General features: G+C 70.1%; 8 protein-coding genes and 2 tRNA genes. 3 read left to right on the top strand and 7 right to left on the bottom strand.

Annotated features, from left to right (window positions below):
- Nucleotides 1-467 precede the first annotated feature (467 nt).
- Nucleotides 468-540, bottom strand: a tRNA-Ala gene (locus tag CW362_RS28085).
- 181 nt (nt 541-721) lie between these two features.
- Here CW362_RS28085 and CW362_RS28080 point away from each other — a divergent pair.
- Complete coding sequence (locus tag CW362_RS28080; protein ID WP_037614940.1) at nt 722-1270, top strand: helix-turn-helix domain-containing protein; 549 nt, start codon at nt 722-724, stop codon at nt 1268-1270.
- A gap of 126 nt (nt 1271-1396) precedes the next feature.
- Nucleotides 1397-3325, top strand: coding sequence for a serine/threonine-protein kinase (locus CW362_RS28075; protein ID WP_103552396.1), 1929 nt, complete (start codon nt 1397-1399; stop codon nt 3323-3325).
- Between the two features lie 32 nt (nt 3326-3357).
- Here the strand turns inward: CW362_RS28075 and CW362_RS28070 are convergent, their stop codons facing one another.
- Both CW362_RS28070 and CW362_RS44830 read right to left on the bottom strand, forming a co-directional pair.
- Complete coding sequence (locus CW362_RS28070) at nt 3358-4902, bottom strand: hypothetical protein (RefSeq protein ID WP_240658070.1); 1545 nt, start codon at nt 4900-4902, stop codon at nt 3358-3360.
- A 226-nt stretch (nt 4903-5128) separates the two neighbouring features.
- The gene (locus tag CW362_RS44830; protein WP_003999697.1) at nt 5129-5257 is read right to left on the bottom strand and encodes a DLW-39 family protein; all 129 of its coding nucleotides are present in this window, start codon (nt 5255-5257) and stop codon (nt 5129-5131) included.
- Between the two features lie 327 nt (nt 5258-5584).
- Here CW362_RS44830 and CW362_RS28060 point away from each other — a divergent pair, with 327 nt between their 5' ends.
- The gene (locus CW362_RS28060) at nt 5585-6007 is read left to right on the top strand and encodes a DUF6344 domain-containing protein (protein ID WP_103552395.1); all 423 of its coding nucleotides are present in this window, start codon (nt 5585-5587) and stop codon (nt 6005-6007) included.
- 594 nt (nt 6008-6601) lie between these two features.
- On the opposite strand, the gene CW362_RS28055 is transcribed toward CW362_RS28060, so the two are convergent.
- The 4 genes from CW362_RS28055 to gyrB all read right to left on the bottom strand — a co-directional run bounded on the left by CW362_RS28055 (nt 6602) and on the right by gyrB (nt 12203).
- Nucleotides 6602-6675: transfer RNA gene (locus CW362_RS28055), tRNA-Ile, on the bottom strand.
- A 101-nt stretch (nt 6676-6776) separates the two neighbouring features.
- Complete coding sequence (locus tag CW362_RS28050) at nt 6777-7487, bottom strand: DUF3566 domain-containing protein (RefSeq protein ID WP_103552394.1); 711 nt, start codon at nt 7485-7487, stop codon at nt 6777-6779.
- Nucleotides 7488-7505: 18 nt separating this feature from the next.
- Entirely contained in the window at nt 7506-10097 is a 2592-nt protein-coding gene (gyrA, locus tag CW362_RS28045; RefSeq protein ID WP_103552393.1) for a DNA gyrase subunit A, read from the bottom strand.
- A 42-nt stretch (nt 10098-10139) separates the two neighbouring features.
- Entirely contained in the window at nt 10140-12203 is a 2064-nt protein-coding gene (gene gyrB, locus CW362_RS28040; protein WP_103552392.1) for a DNA topoisomerase (ATP-hydrolyzing) subunit B, read from the bottom strand.
- Nucleotides 12204-13122 lie beyond the last annotated feature (919 nt).

Here is a 13122-nt window from a genome sequence, read left to right as displayed (position 1 = left end):
GGTTCTCCTCCCCCGCGGCGATGTTTCACGTGGAACAACGGCACGGGCCGCGAGCTCTCCACGGAGGATTTACCCGGACGGTACGCGATGACGTTTGCAACGGTCCTCATGTGCAGCATCCATGAAGATGTTGTTGACGGAATGCGTCGAACCGGTCACGCGCCGACCCGCTCGGCAGCTCACACAAGGGTCCCGACAGCCTCTTCGGCGCCTCCGCGCCGCATCGGCCGCCCTCACGGCGGGACCACCGGCCACCCGCCGGTCATTCCGTTTGCGCAAAGAACTGCAACGACAGCAAAGCAACTCCTGTGACTCACGTCACCGGAGCCCCTCGCGCGGGGCCCCCTCTGGTCCATGAGTCGCTTCATCAGGGGCGCACACGGCTTCATCAGGGGCGCACACGGACGGAAGGCGGACATACGAAAACCGGCCAGCCGCCGCTGTGGGCGTCTGGCCGGTCCGGTGTGTGGAGCCTAGGGGAGTCGAACCCCTGACATCTGCCATGCAAAGACAGCGCTCTACCAACTGAGCTAAGGCCCCGTAAGAGGAGCGTCCGACCACAGGAACCATCTGTCGACGGGCGCCGCAGACCAGAGTACCGGGTCACCCAGGGGATCTCGCAAAATATTGGGGGTCCCCGTGGACGACCACTCTCCGTAAGATGCTCGACGTGGTTCGCTGTCGCGAACCGCGGTACTTGGGGAAGCGATGGGGAGACGCAATGGACGCCGCACAGCAGGAAGCAACCGCGAGAGCCCGGGAGCTGCAGCGGAACTGGTACGGGGAGCCGCTGGGGGCGCTCTTCCGTAGGCTCATAGAGGACCTGGGCCTGAACCAGGCGCGTCTTGCCGGGGTACTCGGGCTGTCCGCACCCATGTTGTCGCAGCTGATGAGCGGTCAGCGGGCCAAGATCGGCAATCCCGCGGTGGTCCAGCGCGTCCAGCTCCTGCAGGATCTGGCGGGGCAGGTCGCCGACGGGAGCGTCAGCGCCGCCGAGGCGACCGAGCGGATGGACGAGATCAAGAAGTCCCAGGGGGGATCGGTGCTCAGCAACACCACGCAGTCCACGACCAGTTCGGGAGCCCCGACGGTCAAGCGGGTGGTCCGTGAGATCCAGTCGCTGCTGCGCTCGGTGGCCGCCGCCGGGGACATCATCGACGCGGCGGACACCCTCGCCCCGACCCACCCGGAACTGGCAGAGTTCCTCCGGGTCTACGGTGCCGGCCGTACGTCCGACGCGGTCGCGCACTACCAGTCCCACCAGAGCTGAGCCGAGCCCGGCCGCCGACCGCCCGGCGCTGGAGGCAGTGACACCTTCCAGCCGCCGCACGTCATGCAGCCGGGCACCTCGGAAGAGGTCTCCGGACCGACAGCCGAAGGGGAGCGACGTACGACCATGGGTGAGGTCTTCGCAGGCCGGTACGAACTGGTCGACCCGATCGGGCACGGGGGAGTCGGTGCCGTGTGGCGCGCCTGGGACCACCGGCGGCGTCGTTACGTGGCCGCCAAGGTGCTCCAGCAGAGCGACGCGCACGCCCTGCTGCGGTTCGTGCGGGAACAGGCGCTGCGGATCGACCATCCTCATGTGCTGGCTCCCGCCAGCTGGGCCGCCGACGACGACAAGGTCCTGTTCACGATGGATCTGGTCGCCGGGGGCTCCCTGGTCCATCTGGTCAACGACTACGGCCCCTTGCCCCCCTCGTTCGTCTGCACCCTGACCGACCAGCTCCTCGCGGGTCTCGCCGCCGTGCACGCGGAAGGAGTGGTGCACCGCGACATCAAGCCGGCCAACGTGCTCCTCGAGGCGACCGGCACGGGCCGGCCGCGGCTGCGCCTGTCCGACTTCGGCATCGCCATGCGGCTGGGCGAACCACGGCTCACCGAGACCAACTACGTGGTGGGGACACCGGGTTACATCGCTCCCGAGCAGTTGCTGGGTTCGGAGCCTGATTTCCCCGCCGACCTTTTCGCCGTCGGCCTGGTCGCCCTGTACCTCCTGGAAGGCTCCAAGCCCGACGCCAAGGCGCTGATCGAGTATTTCGCCGAGCACGGCACGCCGTCCGCCCCGCGAGGCATACCCGAGCCTCTGTGGCAGGTCGTGGCGATGCTCCTCCAGCCGGACCCGTACGCCCGCTTCCGGACCGCCACAGGGGCGCGCAAGGCACTCGCCGCGGCCGTCGAGCTGCTGCCCGAGCCGGGGCCCGACGACGAGATGATCGAGGTCTTCGACCAACTCGGGCCGCTGCCCGAGGGATTCGGCCCCACGGGGCCCCTGGGGCCGAGGGCCGCCTCGCGGGGAAGTTCACGGACCCTGTCCTCCCCCGGGCTTCCCGACACCACGGCCGCCGCCCCCGGGGCCGGCTCAGGCTCCGGGGTTCTTCCCGTCCTCGTTTCCGCGCCCGGGCCGGACCAGGAATCCGGATCGGAGCCGAGCGGACTCCAGGAGCCGAGGGAACCGAGTGAGGTGCGGGAGCCGCGGGAGTCGTGGGAGGTGCAGGAATCATGGGGGAGCGTTCCGGAGGGCGTCCCGTCCGTCCCCGGGGGCAGGGACGGGGACCGCGACCTCGACACCGGGGGCGCGCTCCCGGTGTCCCGTCCCGTCGGCGCGGAGCGGGACCCTGCCGAGAACGCCTCAGGACAGCGGCCCTCCGGGGACGGCACACCGACCCGGTCGGGCAGCGGGGAAGCCGTGCCTCGGCCCGGCCGTGAGCACGTACGTCCTCCGGCCGCCTCCGACGGCGTCCAGGCGCGGCCGGCCCCCGAGGCCGTGCCTCCTGCCGCACCGGACGAAACCCCTCAGGACCCCGCCCCGGGCGTCCCTCCCCGACCGTCCTCGATGTCGGACACCGGAAGTTTCCATCTGCCGCCACCGCGGCCCGTGCCCGACACCGGTCCCCGGCGGCAACCGCAGACCGGACCTCCTCACCACCCGTCCTTGCATCTGCGGCCCCAGCAGGACCGGCCGGACGCGCAGACGCCCACTCCCCCCGTTTCGGTCCCGCTCCCCTCACCCGCCTCCGCGCCGCCCGTCCTTCCGCCTTTCGACCGGACCCCGACTCCCCCGACCGCGCCCCTTCCCGCGCACGCCTCCTCCCCCCACCAGCCCTCGGTGCCGCCCGCCGCGATGCCGCAGCACGCCTACGCCTCCACCGCTTCGTACACCGCCCGGTCCGTTCAGGACCCGCCCGGGACCCCGGCGCTTCCGGGACGCCGGAGAAGGCGCGCACGGCCGCGTCCGGGGCCGCCCGCCGCGGTCGCCGTGCCCATGTTCCTGCTCGCCCTGGCCTGCTTCGCGGTGGGGTTCTGGGCACTGACCCAGATCTGAGTCCGGGAGGGACGCGGAAGCGGCCCGGTGGGCTACCGGCCCCGTGTCGCCCCGTGCTCCCAGGACGCCGGTGGCGGCACCGGCAGCGAGGCCGAGGCCGTGTCCGCGTCCTCCGGTGCCGGCCGAGCGGTCCGCGCCGCGCGTCGGCGCGCGGCCACGGTCCACGTCCCGAGCGTCAGCATCAGCAGGCTTCCGGTGCCGATGCCGCCCGCGGCGACCAGTTTCATGACTCCACCGCGGCCTGGTCCGCCGCCGCCGTCCCCGGCGTCCGCCGTTCCGTCCGCCGTCTCCTCGCCGACCGCCGGAACGGCGAACACGTTCCGGGGCACCGGTCTCCCCGCGTAGGCGGGCGCCGTCTGCGCCGCTCCGGTCACCCCCACCCGCAGGGTCAGCCCGAACGGTCCCTCGCCGAAGCGGTCGGCGACCTGCGCGGCGAGATGGACCACGAGGTAGTAGGAACCGGCGAACCGCATCCCGCTCACACGGTCGCTGAGCGCGTACCGGTTCTCGTAGGCGACGGGGGGCAGGGGGGCGAGCGCGGCGGAACGCTGGCCGCCGTCGTACCCGGCGCCGACACCGTCGACGAAACCCCGTACCGGGTTGTAGAGGGACATGACGAGCGCGGTGCCGACGGAGCCTTCTCCCCGGCTCGTACTGCCGAGCTCCGCGGTCGCGTGGACCTGTTGTCCCCAGTCGACCGGCACCTTGTAGAAGCGGGTCTGTCCCGGGCCGATGCGGTCCTTCCAGATTCCCTGCTCGAGCGGGGCGGCCCGGCTGAACCCGGCGCCGCCGCTGCGGTGCTCCGCGTCCCCCACGAGGGCTTGGGGGGAGGCGGAGTTCCAGGCCTCCGGAGCGCTCGTCGGGCCGGACGGCGCCTTCAGGGCGGGCTCCGAGACGTAGCCGAGTTCCAGGTCCCACGCGCGGGACGCGGAAGGCTCCGTGGCGGCCGGACCCGTCCCGCCGCCCGCCGCACCCGCAGCTCCGGTGCGTTCGACGACCATGTAGTACGTTCCCGCCGCCTGACAGGCGTACTGCCCACCGTTCGTCTCGCGGGACGCCCAGGCGGCGATGGGGTGCGGGCTCTCGGTGGCGCCGAAGCGGGCGCTTCCGGTGAAGGAGCAGTTGCGGCCGTCGGCGTCCTGCAGGGAGACCTTGAGGCCGTCCGAGTAGGAGACCGTCGCGCCGGGCCGGGGGACGGCGGTGGCGGAGACGTACGCGCCGGAGTCGGCGTCGAGGTCGAGACGGTAGTACAGCCTGCCGTCCCTTCCCGCGACTCCGACGGAGCTCCTGTAGGTCCGGCCCGGCCGGAGGAGCACGGAGTCGGTCGTGTCGGTCGCGCCCTTGACGGTGACGGCGTCCTCGGCGAAGGCGTACGGCCCGGACGTACCGTCGGCGGCCGTCCCCGCGTCCTCGGCGGCGGTCCGCGCACCGGCGGTCCCGGGAGCGGCGGCGGCCCGGCCGGCGGGGGCGGGGATCACGCACAGCGCGGCCGCCGCCACCGTGGCCGCGAGCACCCGGCCGTGCCACGACCTCGCACACCGGCTTCCGGCACTCCGGCCCTCCGTGCGCCGCCCCATCACGCGCCACCCCTCGTCGTAAGCTCCCTGGCGCGGACCATCCTGCACCGTCGGCAACCGCCGCACCCGGGCTATCGGTGGGAGCGACCGAAAGGAAGCGGCCGAACCACGGCCGGTTTTGCTCGTGCAAGCAATCCGATCGCTTTCGTGAATCCTCGGGGTTCCGGGAAACACAAAACCCCGACCGCGAGGCGGCCGGGGTCTGCTCCGAGACTGTTGTCGATACTCACGAACCCGTGGGCACGGAGTCGGTCGCCTCCGTCCACAGATCCTGCTCGGCGCGATCCGCCTGGATCTGGCGGTACACGAGGAGCCCGCCGATGGCGGCCAGTGCGACCAGGAGAAGCTTCTTCACCGCGCGACCTCGTCTTTCGTTGGCGTAGGGGACTTCTGGCGCCCGACTATACACACCGGCCGATATCGATCGGTGACCTGGATCGACCCTCAACTGCCGCTCCACGCAGGGCGGCGGGCCGGAACACGGCCACCTCGGCCTCGGGGGAATCACACGCCACAGACCATGACCTTCAAGGGCATCTTCGAACTTTTCCGAGCGTTTACGACCATCCGGGTGGTGTTCATCTGAACATCGACGCGCCACGGGCGCAGGTCCACCACTTCACGACCCGCATACACATCATGAGGAAAGTACGCAAATCGCCCGACCCGAAAGTGAGGGGCCGTGCCTCAGAGCAAGGTCATGAAGTTGTGGGCCGCGATCGTCACCGCCTTCCTGGCGCTGTGCACGACGCTCGGACTCGTCACGACCACCGCGGCCGCAGCGGTACAGCAGGCCGGCCCGGCCCGCAACACCAAGACCCCGGCGGCGGCCCCGGCGATCGCACCGGTCCCGGCCCCCGGGCCCTGGTCCTACAGCCGGGCACTGCCTCCCACGATGAAACAACGCATCCATGCCGAGGCGCACGGCTCCTCGCCGAGCTGCCGCCACCGCGTACCGGCGGACGACGGCACGGCGGACCACGCCGCTCCCGGCGGCGCAGCAGGCCTCACGGCCCCCGACGCCTGTTCCGGGCCCAAAACCCTCACGGCACCCGGCACAAAGCCCCTGGGAGCCCTCACACCCGTAGCGCAGCTCCAGCGCTGAGCCGGACGCCGATCCGGACGCCGGACCAGGCACCGGCCAGGCACCGGAAAGACGTCGGGACAGGCACCGCGACGGGCGGGAAGCACCGTTCGGGGCGTCGGCACGGTCCGGCACGGGACACCACCCCGGCCGCTCCTCCGGCCCACGGCTCCTGACCGCCGCCCGGCCTCACGGCCCCGGCCGCCTCGCCCCGGGCGATACGACCCCGCCCCGTTCCTTCCGGCCCCTCCACACGGCCCTGCGCGCGATCCACGGCCCCTTGCGGCCCGCACCCCCTCACGGACCCCTGACGTAGCGGCGAACTTGCGTACGAAGCACTCAGGGCGAAGGCCCGGCGACCCGGAAGGGTCGCCGGGCCTTCGGCATTGCGCCACCCGTCCGGGACCGGCCCCGGCGCCACGTGTACGAGCACGGGGCATGAGCACGTACACGAGGGAGCGAGGACCGAGGAGACGAGGGCCGAGGAAGCGAGGACGAGCGCCGCCACCGGCGCGGCCCGCACGCCCCCTCACCGACGAGAAACGCGCCGAACGGGATCAGTCCCCATGAACGCCGAAGACCCCCGACCATGATGGTCGGGGGTCTTCGAACCGGTGGGGCTAACAGGATTTGAACCTGTGGCCTCATCCTTATCAGGGATGCGCTCTAACCAACTGAGCTATAGCCCCGCCGCGCTTTGCGGTGTGTGTCCCGCGCGCTGACCTCTGAAGATTAGCGCACGACGCGGCCAGTCCCAAAATCGATAGTCGGGGGGCGTTCCGAGCCGCCCTCACTCGTCCTCTGCGAGGGTCAGCTCCACGCCGCCGACGAAGCCGGCGGAGATGTTGTAGATGAACGCCCCGAGGGTCGCCAGGGCGGTCGCGAGGACCACGTCGATGACCGCGATGACCGACGCGAAGATCAGGACGTGCGGGAGCGAGAGGAACGACTGGAGGTCGAAGCCGTTGGACTCGTTCGACCCGGTCGCCTCGGAGATCGTGCCCCCGACCGTCGAGAAGACACCCATGGCGTCCATGACCATCCACAGCACCGCGGCCGCCACGATCGTGCAGATGCCGAGCGCGATGGAGAGCAGGAAGCTGACCTTCATCACCGACCACGGGTCGGCCTTGGCCACCCGCAGCCGCGCCTTGCGCACGCGCGGCGTCGTACGGGCGCCGGTGCGCGGCTTGCGGACCACACCCGTCGGCTGCTGCTGCGCCGGGTACGCCTGCGGCGGGTGGTACGGCTGCGCGGCCTGCTGGCCGTGCCGCTCGCCCGGCAGCGGCGACGGCGCCACCGGCGGCGTGCCGGGGGCGACCGGCGCCCCGACCGGGGCCGCCTGCCCGCCCGCGTGCTGCTGGGCCTGCTGGCCTCGGGTGTCCGTCACAGTTCCCCCCTGGGATCCATGAGAGTCATGGGAGTCACTCCCGTCCATGGCGGTGCCACGGCCGCCGTCCGTCTCCGTACCGGTCGATCCGGCGCCCGTGGCTCCACTCACGACGACTCACTCCTCGCGCTACTCGGCCGAGGACGGCTCGCCCTCTTCCGTACCGACGGCCTCGACACCTTCGGCGGTCTCGTCCACGGCATCGTCGCCGTCGACCTCCTCCGCCTCACGGCCGGCCTCGGCGTTACGAGCGATGCCGACCACGGCATCGCGCTTGCCCAGGTTGATCAGTTGGACGCCCATGGTGTCACGGCCCGTCTCCCTGACCTCGTTGACTCGCGTACGAATCACACCACCCGACAGTGTGATGGCGAGGATCTCATCGGTCTCCTCGACCACCAGCGCGCCGACGAGGGAACCGCGGTCCTCGACGATCTTGGCGGCCTTGATGCCGAGGCCGCCGCGACCCTGGACGCGGTACTCGTCGACGGCGGTCCGCTTCGCGTACCCACCGTCTGTGGCAGTGAACACGAACGTACCGGGTCGAACAACATTCATCGAGAGAAGCTCGTCGCTCTCGCGGAAGCTCATGCCCTTGACGCCCGAGGTCGCACGGCCCATCGGTCGCAAAGCGTCATCCGTCGCGGTGAACCTGATCGACTGCGCCTTCTTGCTGATCAGAAGCAGATCGTCCTCGGCGGAGACGAGTTCGGCACCGATCAGTTCGTCGTCGGATCCGTCCTCCGTCTCTCGCAGGTTGATCGCGATGACACCCCCGGAACGGGGCGAATCGTAATCCTTGAGCGGCGTCTTCTTGACCAGTCCGCCCTTGGTGGCCAGCACCAGATAGGGCGCCGCCTCGTAGTCGCGGATCGCGAGGATCTCGGCGATCGCCTCGTCCGGCTGGAAGGCCAGCAGGTTGGCGACGTGCTGTCCACGCGCGTCACGGCCCGCGTCGGGGAGCTCGTAGGCCTTGGCGCGGTAGACCCGGCCCTTGTTGGTGAAGAACAGCAGCCAGTGGTGCGTCGTCGACACGAAGAAGTGGTCGACGATGTCGTCCTGCTTCAGCTTCGTGCCGCGGACACCCTTGCCGCCCCGCTTCTGCGAGCGGTAGTCCTCCGTCTTGGTGCGCTTGATGTAGCCGCCGCGCGTGATGGTGACGACGATGTCCTCTTCGGCGATCAGGTCCTCGATGGACATGTCACCGTCGAAGGGCACCAGCTTGGAGCGGCGGTCGTCGCCGAACTTCTCGACGATCGCGGCCAGCTCCTCGCTGATGATGCCGCGCTGGCGCACCGGCGAGGCGAGGATCTCGTTGTACTCGCGGATCCTGGCCTGGAGTTCGTCGTGCTCCGAGATGATCTTCTGCCGCTCCAGGGCGGCCAGCCGGCGCAGCTGCATCTCGAGGATCGCGTTGGCCTGGATCTCGTCGATCTCCAGGAGGCCCATCAGGCCCTCTCGCGCGATCTCCACCGTGTCGCTGCGGCGGATGAGCGCGATGACCTCGTCGATGGCGTCCAGGGCCTTCAGGAGGCCGCGCAGGATGTGCGCGCGCTCCTCGGCCTTGCGCAGCCGGAACTTCGTCCGGCGGACGACGACCTCGATCTGGTGCGCCACCCAGTGACGGATGAACGCGTCCAGGGAGAGGGTGCGCGGCACACCGTCGACGAGCGCCAGCATGTTCGCGCCGAAGTTCGTCTGTAGGTCGGTGTGCTTGTACAGGTTGTTCAGGACGACCTTGGCGACGGCGTCCCGCTTGAGGACGATCACGAGCCGCTGGCCGGTGCGGGAGCTGGTCTCGTCCCGGACGTCCGCGATGCCGCCGATCTTGCCGTCCTTGACCAGGTCGGCGATCTTCTGGGCGAGGTTGTCGGGGTTGACCTGGTACGGGAGCTCGGTGACCACCAGGCACTGGCGGTTCTGGATCTCCTCGACCTCGACGACCGCGCGCATCGTGATGGAGCCGCGGCCCGTGCGGTACGCCTCCTCGATGCCCTTGCGGCCCACGACGAGGGCGCCGCTCGGGAAGTCGGGGCCCTTGATGCGCTCGATCAGGGCGTCCAGGAGCTCCTCGTGGGAGACGTCGGGGTTCTCCAGGTACCACTGGGCACCGGCCGCGACCTCGCGCAGGTTGTGCGGCGGGATGTTGGTCGCCATGCCGACCGCGATACCGGCGGAGCCGTTGATCAGCAGGTTCGGGAAGCGGGCCGGCAGAACGGTCGGCTCCTGCGAGCGGCCGTCGTAGTTGTCCGTGAAGTCGACGGTCTCCTCGTCGATGTCGCGGACCATCTCCATGGACAGCGGCATCATCTTGCACTCGGTGTACCGCATCGCGGCCGCCGGGTCGTTGCCGGGAGATCCGAAGTTGCCGTTGGAGTCCACCAGCGGCATGCGCATCGACCACGGCTGCGCGAGGCGGACCAGCGCGTCGTAGATCGAGGAGTCGCCGTGCGGGTGGTAGTTGCCCATGACGTCGCCGACGACGCGGGCGCACTTGTAGAAGCCCTTCTCGGGCCGGTAGCCGCCGTCGTACATGGCGTACAGGACGCGCCGGTGGACGGGCTTGAGACCGTCCCGCACGTCGGGCAGCGCACGCGACACGATGACGGACATCGCGTAGTCGAGGTACGAGCGCTGCATCTCCGTCTCGAGCCCGACGGGCTCGATGCGCAGGGTGGACTCGCCCTCTTCAGGAGTGCTCGGGGTGTTCTCGTCGGTCATTGCTGGTGAAGATCCTTTCTGACGCGGTCAGCTGAGACCGACTCAGATGTCGAGGAAGCGGACGTCCTTGGCGTTGCGCTGGATGAACGCGCGGCGCGCCTCGACGTCCTCACCCATGAGGACCGAGAACAGGTCGTCGGCCTGGGCGGCGTCGTCGAGCGTGACCTGGCCGAGGACCCGGTGCTCGATGTCCATCGTGGTCACGCGCAGTTCCTCGGCGTTCATCTCGCCGAGGCCCTTGAAGCGCTGGATCGAGTCCTCGCGGACGCGCTTGCCCGCCTGGCGGCCGATCTCGATGAGCGCGTCGCGCTCGCGGTCCGAGTACGCGTACTCGAAGTCGTCCCGGCCCCACTTGATCTTGTAGAGCGGCGGGCGGGACAGGAACACGTGCCCGGCCTCGACCAGGGGCCGCATGAAGCGGAACAGGAAGGTCAGCAGCAGGGTGTTGATGTGCTGGCCGTCGACGTCGGCGTCCGCCATCAGAATGATCTTGTGGTAGCGGAGCTTCTCGATGTCGAAGTCCTCGTGGACCCCGGTGCCGAAGGCGGAGATCAGCGCCTGGATCTCCTGGTTCTGCAGGATCTTGTCGATCCGCGCCTTCTCGACGTTGAGGATCTTTCCGCGGATCGGGAGGATCGCCTGGTACTGCGGGTTGCGGCCGGACTTGGCCGAGCCGCCGGCGGAGTCACCCTCGACGATGAAGATCTCGCACTTGGTGGGGTCGTTCGACTGGCAGTCGGAGAGCTTGCCCGGCAGGGACGCCGACTCCAGCAGGCCCTTGCGACGGGTGAGGTCGCGCGCCTTGCGGGCCGCCACGCGCGCGGTGGCCGCCTGGATCGACTTGCGGATGATGTCCGCGGCCTCGTTCGGGTTGCGGTCCAGCCAGTCGTTGAGGTGCTCGTAGACCGCCTTCTGGACGAAGGTCTTCGCCTCCGTGTTGCCCAGCTTGGTCTTGGTCTGGCCCTCGAACTGGGGCTCGCTCAGCTTGACCGAGATGATCGCGGTCAGACCCTCGCGGATGTCGTCACCCGTGAGGTTGTCGTCCTTCTCCCGCAGCAGCTTCTTGTCGCGCGCGTACTTGTTGATGAGCGAGGTCAGCGCCGCGCGGAAGCCCTCCTCGTGCGTACCGCCCTCGTGGGTGTGGATGATGTTGGCGAAGGAGTACACGCCCTCGCTGTAGCCGCTGTTCCACTGCATCGCGACCTCGAGGGACAGGCTCTTGTCCTTGTCCTCCGCCTCCAGGTCGATGACGGTGGGGTGCACCACCTCTCCCTTGCGGGAGTTGAGGTACTTCACGAAGTCGACGATGCCGCCCTCGTAGTGGTACGTGACGGTCTTGACCTCGGCCTTCTCGTCGGCGCCCGCCTCGTCCGCGCCGGAGGTGGCCTTCGCCGACTCGCGCTCGTCGGTGAGCTTGATCGTCAGGCCCTTGTTGAGGAACGCCATCTCCTGGAAACGCCGCGAGAGCGTCTCGAAGGAGTACTCCGTGGTCTCGAAGATGTCCGGGTCGGCCCAGAAGGTGACCGAGGTGCCGGTCTCGGCGATCTCCTCGTGCTGGGCCAGCGGTGCGGTCGGGACGCCCATCTTGTAGTCCTGCGTCCAGCGGTGGCCGTCGGTCCTCACCTCGACGGAGACCTTGCTGGACAGGGCGTTGACGACGGAGACGCCGACGCCGTGCAGACCGCCGGAGACCGCGTAGCCTCCGCCGCCGAACTTGCCGCCCGCGTGCAGCACGGTCAGCACGACCTCGAGGGCGGGCTTGCCCTCGGAGGCGACGATGCCCACCGGGATGCCACGGCCGTTGTCGACGACGCGCACGCCGCCGTCCGGAAGGATCGTGACCTCGATCGTGTCCGCGTGGCCTGCCAGCGCCTCGTCGACCGAGTTGTCCACCACCTCGTACACGAGGTGGTGGAGTCCACGCTCACCGGTCGAACCGATGTACATGCCAGGTCGCTTGCGGACCGCGTCCAGACCCTCGAGGACGGTGATGGCACTGGCGTCGTACGAGGATGTGACCTCGCCGTTCGCGCCGGCGTCGGTGGACGGGATGTTCTCGTTGGGGTTGCCGGAATCGGCCACGAAGCGCCCTTTCTGGCACAGCACGAGCCGAACTCCCGGCGGGTGGCCGGAGCGGCTGCGGCGTGTTGCGTTGGTAAGCCTTAGTCAGCGTTGCTCGGTGCGTCCCACTAGTGGGGCGGGATTAGCTTCCAGTCTACCGGTAGCACTGACAGTGATGGGGGTTTGCCGGTACCTGAGTCCGCATGTGCCGCCCTGAACCGGTCTCGCCCGACTCCCCATATACGGACCCGGGCCCAAAGAGGCTCACAGCGGCACTCAGCCCTTCCGGGTGTCAAGCCTCGACCGCCGACGGGCCGGGGCTCCGTCCGCCGCCGCGGACGGTCACCCTCGGCGGTCCTGCGGAACCCGCCGGACGACGTCCCGCCGGGCGGCCGAGACAGGCTCCGGGAAACCCTCCACAAGCCTCTGACCTGCGAATATCCATCGCTTTCCGGATCGCCGGGCGAGGGGTGGCGAAGGGCGGCGCGCCCGGTGGGCCACGACCGGCGCGGACCCTGGGGCGCGGCCGGTCGCCCACGGGCGGGAGCGATGCGGGGCCCGAGCGTGCGGCGGCCGGCCGCCGGCTGTGCCCCACGGCGGCGGCACACACCCCGGACCCGTGTTCCACACGTCCCGGCACCGCTGTGGACGACGGCCGGAAATCGTCCTTCGTCATCGGCCCGGCCCGGTCCGATCGCCCGGATCAGCGGTCCGCGGTCATCGGGATCACCGGTTCGCGGGCGGTCGGCGCACCACCCGGATCGACCACGACCGGCGGTCCGACGGGACGGCCGCCCGCGGGCGTCAGGACCGCCCGTGACCGGAACGGGCACGGGCGACGGTCCGGGCACCGACAGTCCGGGCACCGACGGTCCGGGCGCCGTCCGCGGGCACCGCGACGCGGCTCACCGCCGGGCGGGCGGTGTCCGGGCGGGCGCACCGCCCGCGGGACCGGTGCCCGACG

Source organism: Streptomyces populi (assembly GCF_002911015.1).
Classification (GTDB): Bacteria; Actinomycetota; Actinomycetes; order Streptomycetales; family Streptomycetaceae; genus Streptomyces; species Streptomyces populi.
This window is presented reverse-complemented; position numbering and strand designations above follow the sequence as displayed.

Bases quoted from the DNA above. Each gene is read 5' to 3' on its own strand.
- CW362_RS28080 (WP_037614940.1), top strand. From the start codon at position 722: ATGGACGCCGCACAGCAGGAAGCAACCGCGAGAGCCCGGGAGCTGCAG.
- CW362_RS28075 (WP_103552396.1), top strand. From the start codon at position 1,397: ATGGGTGAGGTCTTCGCAGGCCGGTACGAACTGGTCGACCCGATCGGG.
- CW362_RS28070 (WP_240658070.1), bottom strand. From the start codon at position 4,902: ATGGGGCGGCGCACGGAGGGCCGGAGTGCCGGAAGCCGGTGTGCGAGG.
- gyrA (WP_103552393.1), bottom strand. From the start codon at position 10,097: ATGACCGACGAGAACACCCCGAGCACTCCTGAAGAGGGCGAGTCCACC.